General features: G+C 47.4%; 7 protein-coding genes. 2 read left to right on the top strand and 5 right to left on the bottom strand.

All coding sequences use genetic code 11. The annotated features are described in order from the left end of the window. Positions 1 to 79 precede the first annotated feature (79 nt). Both EDF88_RS10290 and EDF88_RS10285 read left to right on the top strand, forming a co-directional pair. Positions 80 to 9274 carry an Ig-like domain-containing protein gene (locus EDF88_RS10290; protein WP_279586337.1) on the top strand — a complete coding sequence of 3065 codons (9195 nt, stop codon included), beginning with the start codon at positions 80 to 82 and terminating at the stop codon, positions 9272 to 9274. A 57-nt stretch (positions 9275 to 9331) separates the two neighbouring features. Then, the gene (locus EDF88_RS10285; protein ID WP_134184536.1) at positions 9332 to 9682 is read left to right on the top strand and encodes a tryptophan synthase subunit beta; all 351 of its coding nucleotides are present in this window, start codon (positions 9332 to 9334) and stop codon (positions 9680 to 9682) included. A gap of 274 nt (positions 9683 to 9956) precedes the next feature. Here the strand turns inward: EDF88_RS10285 and lapD are convergent, their stop codons facing one another. The 5 genes from lapD to EDF88_RS10260 all read right to left on the bottom strand — a co-directional run bounded on the left by lapD (position 9957) and on the right by EDF88_RS10260 (position 16595). Further along, a complete protein-coding gene (gene lapD / locus EDF88_RS10280; RefSeq protein WP_134184534.1) occupies positions 9957 to 11897 on the bottom strand; it encodes a cyclic di-GMP receptor LapD in 1941 nt (646 codons plus the stop codon). Positions 11898 to 11906: 9 nt separating this feature from the next. After that, complete coding sequence (gene lapG, locus EDF88_RS10275; RefSeq protein ID WP_064513550.1) at positions 11907 to 12545, bottom strand: cysteine protease LapG; 639 nt, start codon at positions 12543 to 12545, stop codon at positions 11907 to 11909. Positions 12546 to 12627: 82 nt separating this feature from the next. Beyond that, the gene (locus EDF88_RS10270; protein WP_134184532.1) at positions 12628 to 13494 is read right to left on the bottom strand and encodes an amino acid ABC transporter substrate-binding protein; all 867 of its coding nucleotides are present in this window, start codon (positions 13492 to 13494) and stop codon (positions 12628 to 12630) included. 1 nt (position 13495) lies between these two features. Next, entirely contained in the window at positions 13496 to 14410 is a 915-nt protein-coding gene (locus EDF88_RS10265) for an amino acid ABC transporter substrate-binding protein (protein ID WP_064513521.1), read from the bottom strand. Beyond that, positions 14400 to 16595, bottom strand: coding sequence for an EAL domain-containing protein (locus tag EDF88_RS10260; protein WP_064513519.1), 2196 nt, complete (start codon positions 16593 to 16595; stop codon positions 14400 to 14402). Before EDF88_RS10260 ends, EDF88_RS10265 begins: the two co-directional genes overlap by 11 nt. Positions 16596 to 16637 lie beyond the last annotated feature (42 nt).

Genomic DNA, 16637 nt, shown 5'->3' with positions numbered 1-16637 from the left:
TAACCAGCTGGGCTATAACATCCCGGTCGATCCGCGTGTATTCAGCAACAACAAAGGTGAAGTAGACGGCACGGTCAATGTGCACGCCACTATTACCTCTCATGATGATGCGGGCAACGAAGTGATCGCGACCCAGGATAACCTGGTGACAATTGATAACCACGCCAATACCACTATCATCATTGATGATGTCACCCAGGATAATGTCCTCAACCACGACGAACTCGCTGCTAAAACGCAATGGATCAACGGCGTGGTGGACGGCGACGCTAAAGTCCACGATCGCATTGATGTCGAAATTAATGGCAATCATTTCAAAGGTGAAGTGATTGATCTGGGCGGCAATCAACTCGGCTATAAGATTGCCGTCGATCCACGTGTGTTCAGTAATAACAAAGGTGAAGTGGACGGCAGCGCAAATGTGCATGTCACTGTGACCTCACACGATAAGGCGGGTAACGAAGTTATCGTGACGCAAGATCACACGGTTGCTATCGACAACCACGCCAACGCGACGATCACTGTTGACAGTGTGACCGACGATAACACCCTCAATCACACTGAGCTTGAACATCAAACGCAGACCATTACAGGCACTGTGGGCGGCGATGCTAAACCTAATGACGAGGTCATCCTCACCATTAATGGTAATCAACACAAAGGGGTTGTGGTTGAAACCCCGGATGGTCATTTTGTTTACAGCGTGGATGTTCCGACTTCTGAATTTGGTAATAATCAGAGTGAAGTGAATGCTGATAAACCTTTTACTGTTCAGGTTACCTCTCATGACAAAGCGAATAATGAAGTTGTCGTAACCACCGAGCACCGCTTCCATCTTGATAACCATGCTGATAATAGTGTGATTATCAAAACCGTGGCTGGCGATAACGTGGTTAACCACGCTGAACACCAGCACGATACCGACATTACCGGCCATGTGAGCGGCAAAGATGCGAAAATTGGTGATGTAGTTGAAGTGACCGTACATGGCAATAGCTACTTCGGTACCGTGTTCGAGGGGGCCGGTGGCCGCCTGTTATACAACGTTCCAGTCCCGCGTGACATGCTTCAGGAAGGCAAGAACGACGTTCAGGTGAAGGTTTCCAGCTACGATAAAGCGGGTAACGAAGCGTTAGCCATTGAACACCAAAACGTTGAGGTGGATACCGCCGCCCACGCCAGTATTACCATTGAAAATATCACCAAAGATGACGTCCTGAACCACAGTGAATTAAACGATAACCAACAGTGGATCCACGGCAAAGTCGGCCTTGATGCACGCCTTGGCGACGTGATTGATATCCAGATTGGTACTCAGCATGTCTACGGTGTAGTTGAGACTTTTGCAGATAACTCACTCGGCTACCGTATTCCGGTGGATCCATCGTTATTCAGTGATAACAAGGGCGAACAGGATACCAGTGTTACCTTCCATGTCAGTGTGACTTCTCATGACAAAGCCGGGAACGTCTTTACCAAAACAGAAGAACATACTGTTGATATCGATAATCATGCTAACGCGACCATCGATATTAAAGTTGTCGCTGATGACAACTTCCTGAATCACAGCGAACTGAACCATTCAGTTCAGACTATCACTGGGGAAGTTCACGGCGATGCCAGGGAAGGGGATAAGGTCACGCTCGAGGTAAATGGCAAACCATACTTCGGCAGAGTGACAGAAATAAGTCCAGGACATCTGGGTTACCACATTGATGTGAAATCATCTGATTTCAGCGATAACCAAGGCGAAGTGGATAAGTATGTGAAAGTCACCGTCAAGGTGGAGTCACATGATGATCATGGTAACTTTGTGACTGCGACCAGCGAGCACAAGGTGACTATTGATAACCATGCCAACGCGACGCTTACTATTGAAAAAGTTACTGATGATAATCTGCTTAACAACACTGAGTTAACTCAGGATCATCAAGTTATCAGTGGTGTTGCGGGAGGCGATGCTAAGCCGGGTGACCATGTGGTTATAACCGTTAACGGAATCGGTTACCCCGGAACCGTCGGTAAAGATATGAGCTACCACATTCCCGTTCCGTCTTCGCAGTTCAACGACAACAAAAATCATGTCGATGGGGATCTCAAGTTCACGGCGAAGATCACCTCTCATGATGCAGCGGGCAACGAAGTTATCGTCACTGCCGAGCACACGGTTCATCTTGATAACTTTGCCGTCAACGATTTCACCATCGAAACAGTGGCGGGCGATGACTGGGTGAGTAAAATTGAATCCCGTAGTAACACTATGATCCGTGGTGCCGTCACGGGGGATGATGCGAAACCTGGCGATATTGTAAAAGTCACCGTGTCGGGTGTTGATGCTAACGGCAAACCCGATCACCATGATTATTCAGGCACGGTGCACGTTGATTCAAACGGCAACCTGTTTTACTCAGTGCCGGTGCCACCGGGCGGGCTGTATGAAGGTCTGGACACCGTTACAGTCCAGGTCACCAGCCAGGACTTGCACGGGAATAGCATCACCACTACGCACACGCATGACATTGCGGTCGATACCCATGCGGATGCCACTATTCACATTGATAATGTCACTGCTGACGACGTGCTCAATCACGATGAGTTAGCACAGCCTAAAGTGATGATTACCGGCGTGGTGGATGGTGATGCCAAAGTGGGCGATGACGTTGTTATAGAAGTGAATACCTATAAGTATTCAGGCCAGGTGGTTGACTTGGGTAACGGTCATTTAGGTTTCCGCATTCCAGTCGATAATTACGCTATCAGCGACAATCAAGGCAACATTGACACCAATGTGACATTCAAAGCCTCTGTGACATCGTTCGATGAACTGCACAACAAAATCACGGCGACCACCGAACACACTGCGCATATTGATAACCACGCGGATGGCAACATCACGATGGGTTCGGTGACCGGCGATAACATCATTAACCACCACGAATCTAGAGAGCACACTACCAAAGTCAGCGGTACGGTGAGCGGCGAAGTTCAGGAAGGCGATAAAGTTATCGTCACCGTGAATGACCATTCCTATGAAACCACCGTGGTTAAGCTGCCGAATCAACATGGTGCTTTGGGCTACAGCGTAGATGTGTCGACTAAAGATCTGATGGCCGATCAGGATCCAACCGCTCATGTTGTGGCACACGATCATGTTGGCAACGAACATCTTATCGACATCACCAACCATATCGATATTGACCTGCAAGCGGAAGCGACCATTACCATCGACCCGGTGACTGGCGACAGTATGATCAATGCTGCAGAAGCGAAGGCTCCGTTTACCTATGTTACCGGAGTTGTTGGTGGGCCAGATGTGAAAGAAGGTGACATTGTTCATCTTGGATTGAAGGGCCCTGGTGTCACGGACCTTAATTTAACGGGGACGGTACATTTTGATTCTGCGACAAACAGCTATAAATACAACATCAAGGTTGGTACCCATGACCTGATGACCCATCCGGACTTAACTGCATCGGTAACTGTCACGGATGTCGCGAATAACACGGCGTCAGCTCAGGATAATCAGCACGTTATTGTTGATCTCAACGTTGAGGCTGTTATCACTGTCGATAATGTCACGCGGGATAACATCCTCAATGGTGAAGAACTCGAGCATGTTCACACCCTGGTGACGGGCACCGTAACGGGTGAAATGAAACCGGGTGATCCATTGAACCTGAAGATAAATAATCATGATTACCCAGGTGTAGTCGTTGATTTAGGTAAAGATGCGCAGGGTAATCAACTGATGGGTTACCGTGTTTGGGTTGATACCGCCGATCTTCAGGCCAGTCCAAATATTCACGCCAGTATTGATGTAACGGATAAAGCGGGCAACGAAAGAATCGCAACAAACGATCATCACGTTGATCTTAAAGATCACGCTGACGCATCGCTGACCATCAACGTAGTTTCTGGCGATGATGTGCTTAACAAGCATGATCTGATAGCAGATGAAACGACGGTTAATGGGCGAGTCTTCGGAGATGTTCACAACGGCGACATTGTGTATGTTCACGTCAATGGTCATGAATACAAAGCCGTTGTCGGGTCACAGGCCGAACTCAACGGAGATTTGGGTTATTCGTTAAAGGTTAAAACAGCAGATCTGGCGGCTGACTCACGCATCAAGGCCCATGTTGAGACCGAGGACGTTGCTCATAACCATGCATCAGCGACTGCAACCCATACCGTCTTTACTGATGACAGTGTGTCCGCCACCATCTCCATTGATCCGGTGACTGCGGACGGCGTGATTAACAATGCGGAAGCACACCTGCCGACCACCACCATTACCGGTGTTGTTACGGGTGATGTTCATCTTAATGACAGGGTTTCGCTGGATGTGAACGGTGCGCATTACTACGGCAATGTCATCGATTTGGGTTCAGGAAAAGGCTTAGGCTATAGCATTGATGTCAGCACGGATGATTTGATTTCAAAAAAAATCCCGCAACTTCATGCCTCTGTGACGGGTTATGACGCGGTGGGTAATACTGTGTTGGCTCAGGCTGATCAGGCTGTTGGTGTAGATACGTGGGCTGATGCGGATATCACCATTAATCTGGATAACTCAAAAGCTAACGGTGTTGATTTCTGGGTTGTTACAGGGAGAGTTGGCGGGGATGTGAAAGCAGGGGATACGGTTACGCTCACTGTGGGTGGTCATACCTACACAACTACTGTTTATACCGAAACACATAATGGTCCTCCTTATCTGGCCTATCGAGCTGATGAGAATTCTGTAAAAGACACTAATGGGGACCATGTACTAATCCCTCGTCATGCAAATAACGAATATATTACTGCTCAAATCACGGGTCATGACCCCTACGATAATAACAAGACGGTAACGGGAGTTGCATTTGCACAAGGCTCAAACGATCACTCGGTGCTCCCACCATATGTAGATCCATCCCATCCTCACAGCACGGATGTTCACATTACTATCAGCCCAATTGCGGGTGATAATGTGATCAATAAAGACGAATTAGCGGCGGGCAAGACCGTGATTCGCGGTACGGTTTCAGGTGATGTTCAGCCGGGTGATATCGTCACTGTGCACATCGGCACACAAGATATTCCGGTTGTGGTTACCGAACGCCCGAATCTGCCGGGTGAACTGGGCTATGAAATCGAAGTGGATACGAAATACCTGGTTGATAATCCGTATGTTAGTGCGAGTGTAAATTCTCACACTGACAATAATCTCGTGTTTGGGGTACAGAAACCTGTCGGCGTCGACAAAGACGCCGATGTCGAAATTCATTTGGCTCCGATTGCTGGCGATAACGTTATTAATATTGCGGAAGCGGCAAGCGGTAAAACGATCATCAGCGGAACAGTGAAGGGTGACGGTATTCATGACGGCAGTAACGTTACGATCACCGTCAACGGCCATGATATGACGGTGCAGGTGGTTGAGGATAAAACCCACAACACGTTTAGCTTTAGCAAAGAGGTCAGCATTGACGAGTTGCGCCTGGATCCTCACGTTACAGCCAGTGTTACCGGATATGATGATCATGGGAACGTCACCACTAAAGCAGACAATGCAACCGTAACCGTTGATACGAAAATTGAAGCCACAGTCAGTATTAATAGTGTGACTAGTGACGACATTCTCAATACAAATGAAACTCATCAAGCGAAGACGACCATTAGCGGTACGGTTACCGGCGATATTGATCCTAATACCGACACCATTACGCTGCATATTAATGGCGTCGAACATACAAACGTCAAGATTGCTCCTGACAAATCGTACTCACTTGAAGTCGACACCACCGAATTGACTAAAGGTGTCGCTGATGGTGGCAAGGCAGTCATTACCGCTGATGTGACCGGGCATGATGATTCGGGTAATACACTCCCTGTGCACGCAGACCATTACTATTCCATTGATACTTCTACGGCAGCAACCATCACGACCTACGTGGTGTCTGGTGACGACATCCTCAGTAAAAAAGATCTTGGGGCAACGCAAACCGAGATCAGCGGCACAGTGAGTGGCGATGCCGATATCGGTGATGCGGTCACAGTTATACTAAATGGTAAGACGTCGACCGCTTATGTGGCACGGGATAGCATCACCGGGGAGTTGGGTTACACACTGAAGGTAACTACCTCTGATTTAGAAGCGGAGCTAAGAGCCGAAGCCGCGGCTAAACCTGGCGTTGACCCAGAGATTACCGTGACAGTGACCGGGACAGATGGTCCGGGTAACTCGTTTAGCGAGAGCGTCACCAGAAGCATGACTATTGACGATCATGCTGATGTGGTCTTGACGGTAAACCCAGTGGCAGTCGATAACACGCTTAATGCAGTTGAAAGCCAGAAATCCACCACGGAAATCAGTGGCAAGGTTACAGGCGATGTTAAGGCGGGCGACAATGTGATTGTCACCGTCAACGGCCACGAGCTGCCAGCAGTGCTAAAAAGTGACGGTAATGGTGGGTTGACCTTTAAGCTGGATGTCCCAACCTCTGATCTTCTGCAAGACCAGCACATCACCTATAAAGTGATGGGTGTAGACGGTGTCGGTAACACCGTTGAGCACACTGAAGTTGTTGATCTTAAAGTCGATCAGGTGGCGGACAACAGCATAAAAATTGATATCGTCGCGGGTGACGATAAAGTCAATGTTAATGAGTCTCATAACCCTACCACCATGGTACATGGCGTTGTGACGGGTGATGCATTCAACGGTACGGTCACCATTACAGTGAACGATAAAGTGATCACGATTGACGCTAAAGACGCTGTGATTGTTGATGATGGTACGCAGAAGACCTTCTCGGTCCCGGTTCCAACCGACTTACTTGTAGAAGGGACGAATAAAGTTGAAGTAACCGTTAATGGGTTTGACGAAGCGGGCAACCCTGCACATTCGACTGATACTCATACGATTACGCTCGATACTACTATTGGCGCACATATCACCCTTGAACAGGCAACACAGAACGACGATGTCATCAATGCCAAAGAGGCTGACAATGTGTCTATTCAAGGTACGGTTGATGGAGATGCACAGCCGGGCGACCCGGTGAATATGACCGTCAATGGACACCCGTATACAGGCCTGCTGGATGCCAATAAACACTTCAGTATTCCAGTGCTTAGAGGGGACTTGCAAGAAGGCGGCAACAGGATTGTTGTTGATGTTGCCGTGAAGGACGATGCCGGCAATACGTTTACGGCACATACAGAACATGATGTGCTGATGGATACCCATCTCAATGCCGCCATCCATCTCGACAATGTGGCTGGTAACAATGTTATCAATGCCAAAGAAGTTGACCATGTTTCTGTCACCGGCACCATTGACAGGGATACAGATGCACAACTGGGCGATCATGTGACGGTGACGGTGAACGGCAAGTCGTTCCCAGGAGAGGTTAAAGTTATTAATGGCCATCTGGGTTACGACATTCATGTAGACAAAGGGTACCTGCACGAAGGGACAAACACCTTTGATGTGAGCGTCTCTGCGACAGATGCTGCCGGTAACGCAATCACCGTACATGACTCACACGATGTGCATGTGGATACGCAACTTGGTGCCACCATCACACTCGAGCCTGTTGCGGCGAACGATGTTATCAACGCCGCCGCTGCTGACCATGTTTCGGTGACCGGTACGGTTAGTACGGATTCAGATGCAAAACTGGGTGATGAAGTCACGGTGACGGTGAACGGCAAGTCGTTCACGGGTGAGGTTAAAGAGATTAATGGTCACCCAGGTTACGACATTCATGTAGATAAAGGGTACCTGCATGAAGGGACAAATACCTTTGATGTGAGTATCAAAGCGACAGACGGTGCCGGAAACGAAATCACCGTTCATGCCGGGCACGATGTGCAGGTGGATACGCAGCTTGATGCCACTATCACGCTCGAGCCGGTTGCGGCGAACGATGTTATCAACGCCGCCGCCGCTGACCATGTTTCGGTGACCGGCACGGTGGGTACGGATTCAGATGCAAAACTAGGTCATGAAGTCACGGTGACGGTGAACGGCAAGTCATTCACCGGTGTGGTTCAGGATATTAATGGCCATCTGGGTTACAACATTCCGGTGGATAAAGGATATCTGCATGAAGGGAGCAACACCTTTGATGTGAGTATCAAAGCGACGGACGGTGCCGGTAACGAAATTACCGTTCATGCCGGACATGAAGTGCTGATGGATACTCATCTCAACGCCGCCATCCATCTCGACAACGTGGCGGGTAACAATGTTATCAATGCCAAAGAAGTTGACCATGTTTCTGTCACCGGCACAATTGACAGGGATACCGATGCACAGCTGGGCGATCATGTAACGGTGACGATTAACCACCAGTCGTTTACAGGTGTGGTTAGTGTTATTAACGGCCACCTGGGTTACGACATTCCTGTTGATAAAGGATACCTGCAAGACGGGAAAAACACCTTTGATGTGAGTATTAATGCGACGGATAAAGCAGGTAACGCAATCACCGTTCATGACTCACACGATGTGCTGGTAGACACCCACGCAGACGCTAAGATCACTATCGATAAAGTGACAGGTGATGACCACATAGATTCGCAAGAAGCGCGTCATCATGTGACTCATATTACCGGCCAGATCGACAGCGCAGATGTGCATAACAACGAACATATCAATGTCACCATCAATGACAAACATTATGACGTGATACTGCACGAAGATAATGGCCATCTGACCTATGACGTTCCGGTTAATACCAATGAGCTCCATATTGGTAAAAATAGCGTGGGTGTTTCAGTTATCGCTAACGACGATCATGGCAACACCAACGTTATCCATCAAAACGCTGATTTTACGATGGATGATCCATCCCATCGTGGAAAGCATGACGTAGATGGTAGTGACAAATCACATCATGCTGCTAATGCACATTCTCACGATAATGGATTAAGTAACCTGTTTGATGACAGTCACGATACTTTCTCCTTTAATCTTGCCCATGATTCTAAAGGTCATCACGGTGATGAAAGCCTGAAGATTTTTACCGGTAAAGAAAATCACGGAAACGAGAAAGTTGATCTGAGCGATCTGGCGCACGAACTGCACGAAGGTACAGATATTACGCAGATGATTAAGGGCGGGGATGCACACCACGGCAAGGGAGGTGCAAGCGCTGCTGATGCACCTTCTGTTACCCCGGCACACGGTGGTGATGCACACCATGCAAGCTTTGACTCAGCGGGGGCGGCGACCCATTCGCTGGACCACCTAATCCCAAAGCCTGAGCATTACCATTCATAATTGAGCCTCACCGCCCTTAACCGGGCGGTGATTCCTACGCATATAAAGGTATCGAAAATGTATTACGTTCAACGTAATGAAGAAGGCCAACTGACGCGAGTTGAGAACGAGCCGTTTGTCGGCATGACGGGTGAGATTTTCTCACAGACTCCGGAGATTGCGGCGTGGAACAATGCCCGCGATGTGGTTGATGGGACTTTGCAGCATCGTGAGTTGCTTCAGCGAAGCGACCTGGAAATGGTCCGTGTTCTGGATGACCTGATTTTCTTGCTGATTCAAAAAGGCGTGATAACGATTACTGACTTGCCGCCAATGGCGCAGGTTAAGCTGATGAATCGTGCGCAGGCGCGCCAGGGATTGGGTGGGTTAGAGGATTTATTGAACTCTGACGACCAGGGCATCTTCTAAATAGCCGTCATATTTCGAGCTGCTTCTGCGTTGACTGCGTTCACAAACCCCAGTCACTTACTTTTGTAAGCTCCTGGGGATTATGCGGCCCATTCATGGGCCTTACCCCTTTGGGGACGCTGCAAGCAGCGTTCAAATTTGTTTCAGACAAATTTGTTGCTCTCTTGTCGCCTTGACGCAACGCGAACTATTTACGCTATTACATTGATGATGTTGTGTTTTATGGTTCATTAGGGTGGATAAGCGCTAAGCGCCATCCACCCTTTTTTCTGCATCAGAATGGTGCTGGTTCGCCCAACAACTGCCCCATCGCACCATAAATCCCAACCTCTTGCAGCACTCGCAGTTCACCTTCGGTTTCTACTCGCTCGGCAATCAATGGCAGATCAATGTTGTTGGTCGCACCGTGTAACACGTCAATAAACAAGCGCTTATCATTTTCAATATCAATATGGCGGATATAGCTGGAGTCGATTTTCAGATAAGCCAGGCCCCATTGTGACAGGTGGCCAATCATATCGAAGCGACTACCGAAGTGTTGCAGACCCAGGCCACAGCCATACTGGTTCAACGACTTGATAAACACTTCCATCTGCTCAGGTTCTGGCAACTGGTTTTCATCCAGCTCCAGAATTAAACGGTTGGCAAGCTGTGGGCTTTGCTTCAGTGGGCTGAGAAGTTGTTTGATGCTCGCCTCATTGGCCAGTGAATTTCCGGACAAGCTGAGCGCCAGATAGCCTGGGAAGCTTTTCAACTGCTTCAGCGTCAGGCTTAACATCACCTGGTCAAGACGTTGGCTCCATCCAAAGCGGTGAATCCATGGCAGGAAGCGGCCAGCGGTAATGCTGTTGCCGTTTTCATCCACGATGCGCGACAACACTTTGTAATGAATAACTTTCTGTGTGTTTTTACAATTGACAACCGGCTGGAAGAATAACTGGAATTGTTCTTTACTCAACGCGTTCTCAAGGCGAGTAAACCACAGATGTTGGTCTTCCAGGGCGGCATCAGTTTGTACTACAGGCAGGAAATTAGTCTGATGCGTGGTATGCGTTTCTGATTCCGTCAGCGCGCGGTCAGCCTGAACAATCAGCGACTGCGCTGAATCGCCGTAGCTAAACGGCACCATTCCGGTATGTCCGACAGGGTTCATGTCAGACATACCGGTGGCATAGAATGCGGCAAGCTGCTGATTGAGCGAGTTTTGCAAATTCAGCATTTCATTGTGTGTGACACCCGGGCAGAGCAGGGCGAATTCACCACCACGGATACGCGCAAGAATACTGTCTGAGCCGGCGTATTGGTTTCTCACCACATTCATCATATCGGCAACATGTTTGAGCAGGTTGTCAGTATGCGGGCCGCCAAAACGTTGGTTCAAGCCGCCCAAATCCTGAATACGCAGTAACAGTAAATATCCTGGTGCGGTTTCTTCGTCGCTTAAACGTGTTTGCATCTGCATATCGAAAGCACGGCGGTTAGCAATACCTGTCTGGCTGTCGATATAGGCTTCATTGTGCAGGCGTTCACTGTGTTCAGCCTGGTCTTCAAACAATGATTTAAGTTTGGTGACCATCAGGTTCATGGCTTCAACCACACGGCGCAGCTCTGGGGTTTTCGGTAAGTCGATCTGAGTCAGGTATTCACGGCGAGTAATGGCTTGTGATTGTTTGACCATGTAGTTGAGGGGGCGCAATTGGCGGCGTAATAGTGCGGCACCCGCCAGAATACATACGACGCTACAGGCCAGCATCCACAACAGGTTTGCCAACGTACTTTCCCACAAACGCTTAATGGCAAAGACTGGGTTACTCACTACTTCGACGCGTGCAGCCTGCTGCCAACCGCGCATAATGGTGGCTTCAGCGGCTTGCGGAGAGACATTAACCAGCGCAACGAACCAGTGTGGAACCTCAGGAATAGACAAAGAGGCGGTGCGCTCAAGGATGATTTTCCCGCTACTCTGATCGATAACGCGAATAGCATCGTAGTACCCACTATCAAAAATCGAGCTAACCATAAGCTCGATCATTGCCGGATCGTCAACGTGCGGAGTTAGTGATAAGCCCAGCGCCGTTGCAGCATCCTGCGCATGAGACAGCAGCTGATTATTGTACTGCTCTCGAGAACTTTCGAGATTAACAATAAAACTGCCGCTGAAAATAATCAGCATAAAAAGAAAGATAGCTATAAGAAGCTGTTTGAAAAGAGACACAGGCTTATCCTATTCATCAACCGGGAAACCTTCGTCCCGCATTTTTTTCAACACATCCTGCCAGCGAGAAAGGCGCTTACTATCCCCGACACGTTTATTATTCTGACTTCCTGGTAACCACAGACCGTTATCATTAAAGGAATACACAGGTAATAAATCCGTACGCTTTGTTGCAGGCAAAATATTATCCGTCAAACTATCAAGCACTATCGGTATTGCATCGGGTGTTTCATACCAGGTTAATACCATGTGTGCTCTATCAAGACGCAAGGCTTTAACGTAGGTAATACGCAGCTTTTCTCCCGAAACACCTAACTGACGTAATGTGAAATATTTAGCGATGGCGTAGTCTTCGCAATCTGCTTCCCCTTTTCGTAGGGATTCTATCGGTGTGGCCCAGTAGTCGATTACGTGCCAGATATCAATATCTTCACGATAGTGCAGCTTCTGGTTAAAAAAGTGATTCACTGCACTTAATTGTTCAGACTCACTTTTGTTTCGCTGCTCAAGCAGTAACTGCTGCCAGTCATCAATTCGCTGCCCGGCATCAAAAGATGCAGGGCCATAAAGCTTGTCGGTGCGTTGTTGAATGGTGGTGAAATCCCAGGCAGCACGTAACGAGCTCCCCGCCAATAACAACAACAGCATGCCAGAAAATATGAAATGCGCAGGTAGTCTGGTATGCAAAAATTTCCTGACTGAGTTCAATTACACGTCCACATAGAGGCGCTTAATATTGGGTTTTCTGTGCGTTTTTTACGACCACTTTCTGCGTCAGCCACTTGTTGACCAACTGAGCATTAAGTGGTGATTCGAATATTTCCCCCAGAGTTTTGTCGACAAAAGCGACAAACATTGGGTCTTTCTTTCTCATCATGAGGGCATATTTCATTTTATCACCAACAACCTCATGCGAAACAACGAAGTCTTCAGGGTGTTCGCTTTGGTTGATATACGGGTAAGCCAGAATATCATCCAATATTAATGCGGCTGTACGCTTTTGCGTCATCATATCGAAAGCGTCTTGCACAGTATCCGAAGTAACAATCGAAAGGCTAAGGTTTTTTTCGCGATTAATCCTGTTCAGTTCTAACAGGTCTTTAGAACCACGCGGTACAGCAATGGCTCTGCCTTTTAAATCATTAAGGGTTTTAATATTATTATTGCGAAAGGACACAATGCGCATGTTTGCAACAAAGTAATCAATAGAAAAAGAGACGCTGTTTTGGCGCTCAGGTGCAACAGTGTTAACGCTGCAATCTAAATCAATCTTGCTGGAATTGAGTGCAGAAACACGCTCGGTAAATAAAATAGGGATATAATGAACAGCGAGTTTTTTGATACCCAGACTTACTCGTAATTCATCAGCAATCATATTACACAGTGCAATGGTGTAGCCCGTGACTTTTCCGTCGCTATCACGGAATGAAAACGGCTCAAGCTGGCGATAGCCGATATTTAATGTGTTACTTGATTTGATATGCTCAAGAGTCACAGAGGTTGGCTCCGCGGACAACGGCTGCGATGCCATGCTTAATGGTATAAACATCAATGCATTGAGTAAATGCTTTAGCTTGAGACTAAATAAATTTTTCATTTTAGTTCGCATTGCTTGACGTTGATGCAATTAGTGCCTTTAGTGCAGTCGACATAGGTATGTTGAGATTTATCGCTTTCGGCGGAATGGGTGACATAAACCAGTGTTGATATAAATTATTAAAGTCCTTACTGACGAGGATTGATTTCATTGTGTCATCAATGAAATTTTTAAATTCATTATCATTTAATGGCAGGAGTAACCCTGCAGGTATTGGCTGGCTAAACACTTCATCCGATATTTCGAACTGCTCAGGATCAGGGGAGAGGCTCATCATACCTTTAAGCAATACGTAGCTTGAAATTAATGCCGGCAATTCCCCTGATTCAACACTCTGAAATGCTGCATTATTATTATTTTCTAGCTCTATATTAAGGTTAAGATCGTTCACCTTATTAAGCTGATGCAGTTGCTCAACATAGATTGTGCCACTTTTTACTAGCACACTGTGGCCGGCTAAATCTTCGATTGTGTCTGTGTCATTATTTTTTCGTGTGATAAATCGCGTGCTGGAAAAGAAAAAGGGGAGGGTGAATTCTGCTTGTTGGTGGCGTGCTTCTGAATAAAATGCCGGAATGCACATCATGTCCGTCGCGTGGTTTTTGATTAAAACAAACTGCGAGGCGGTGCTGCTTTTTATCCAGCGCACTTTGAGATCTTTTATTTTCAACTTAACTTTGAGTGCATCAACGATTTTATTACAAATATCTATGGTATAGCCTGCCGGATTCTGAGACTCGACATACGAAAATGGGAATGCATCATCCTGATAACCGAGTGTGATGGTCTTTGTCTCGGCTATCCTGTCCAGGGTTGGCTTACTATGAATGTTATGCGCCCGGCACAGCGGGCTTATCAAAAGCAATAGTGCAATGGTCAGATACGAGGTTCTACAAAACAATGGCTTATTCAGCATTGCAAACCTCACCATCGATGACTTTATTGCCAAAGGTTGGCTCTAGATCTTTTTCTGGCAACGGCCGACTGTAATAGTAGCCTTGTACGTTTTGGCAGGAAATGCGTCGTAAAATAGTGCGCTGCTGTTCGGTTTCAACACCTTCAGCCGTCACACTCATGCCATATTTCTGGGCAAATTGAATCAGCATTACTACCAGATACTGACTGGCACTTTCTTGTTCCAGTTTCATAATCAGCGTGCGGGCAATTTTAATGCGCGTGAATGGGTAAATTAGCAGGTAATCCAATGCTGCATACCCAGTGCCCAGGTCATCCATTGCAATTGAGATGCCCATCTCGCGAATGCTGTTAAAGACGGGTAATGCGATGGACTGATCCAGTTTTTCGGATTCAGTGACTTCGATTTCAAGGCGATTTGCCGAGAGGCCACTTTGTTTCAGTGCATCAACAATAATATCAAGCAAACCAGGGCTATGAAGTTGATAGGCCGAAATGTTAACGGCAACTTTTATTGTCTCAGGCCACTTAGCGGCTGCCATACAGGACTGGCGAATAATCCACTCGCCCAGGCGGATAATCAGACCTGATTCTTCAGCAATATTAATGAAGTAATCAGGGTATATCAGACCTTTGGTTGGATGGTTCCAACGAATGAGCGATTCATAACCACAAACAGTTTCATTTTCCAAATCGACAATCGGCTGGTAGTGCAGCACAAACTCATTGTTATCAATGCTATTAATGATTTCCTGGTTCACAAACACACTGTTGGTGTGCTTCATCATCATGCCATCTTCAAAGAAGTGGTAGCAGCCACGGCCACTGTGTTTTGAGGCATACAAGGCCAGGTCGGCATTGATCATCAGCGTCGTAGCGCTATTGCCCTGCGAAGGTGCCGTGACAATCCCGACGCTACAACTGATGGCGAAGGAGTTTGTGCCGTAGGTAAACGGAATGCTTAATGCACGGACAATTTTTTGCGACAACGCGGCGGCTTCCAGGCAATTGTCTGACTTCACGCTCTGAAGAATTGCAAACTCATCGCCACCCAGACGTGCAGCAAAATCTGTTGGCCCTAACAGCAGTGACAAGCGTTGGGCAACACCGATAAGCACTTCATCCCCGGCTGAGTGGCCGAAGGTATCGTTTACCGGTTTAAAGTTATCAAGATCAATAAGCAGAAGGTTGAATAGCTGACCGTTCTGATTCACTTCGCGGATACACTTATCAAGAGCCTGGCTAAAGGAAGCACGGTTCGGGAAGCCGGTCAGTGAATCATGGTGAGCCATGTATTCCATTTTTTGCGACATCTCCTGCATGCGTTGCAGGTAATCTCGTTCCACCATCGCCACACGCAGTTTTTCAATTGCCGATGCAAGCTTACCGATTTCGTCATCCTGGTCTAAGAAAGGCGTAATATGGTCGGTTTGCTCGTGTGCAATGCGGGTCAAAGAGTTAATAAGCACAGGGACCGGGCGGAACAGTCGGCGCATAAAGAGGGTAACCAGCGCGAGTGTTGCCAATAAAACTAATGCCAGAATGACAAGGGTCTTCTTCAACATGGCGTCGTAAGCTGCATATAGCTGACTTTTATCGCCAATGCTGCTGATCAAACTACCAAGAATTTCACCTGATGGCGCAAGGATTGGGACGGCACTAATAAAGCACTCTTTTCCGTTAATAGAAGCGAAGCCAATATAGTAGTTCACCAGAACGTCTGTGGCTCTTTGCCCTTTAAAGACTATTTTTGCTTCTTGTGAATCTGAAGTATTGCTGATGCCCTGAAAGCCTTTTTCTGGCGTATAAAGGAAAAGCCAGGTCGGGTTACGGGTTTGCACTGAAGCCAGTGCCAATACATCGACAGGGTTATAACCGGTTTGGATGACTGAGTCAGGGTCACCAAGTTTATGTTCTGAGACAATACGTGTAATTTGCCCGGTTGAGCTCGTTCCTACCGCAACATTGGTGTACACGTTACGGACGATGTAAGTCATTATTTGAGCATTCGCTTCAGCCTGGTGTACCCATTGCTGGTAAGAGAAGCTATCTATCAGGCCCCAACCAGCACATGCACCTGCCCCAAACGCAATAAGAATACCAGCCAACAAGAATTGGGTTATTTTCCCTGCGATAGAATGGTGCCAACCTTTTACGCGTTTAAGCGAGAAAAAATTTTTAGCCACAGATTGTTAGTTTCCTGATAAATGCGAATGACTCATGAATTA

The sequence above is a fragment of the Buttiauxella sp. BIGb0552 genome (assembly GCF_004366275.1).
Classification (GTDB): domain Bacteria; phylum Pseudomonadota; class Gammaproteobacteria; order Enterobacterales; family Enterobacteriaceae; genus Buttiauxella; species Buttiauxella gaviniae.
This window is presented reverse-complemented; position numbering and strand designations above follow the sequence as displayed.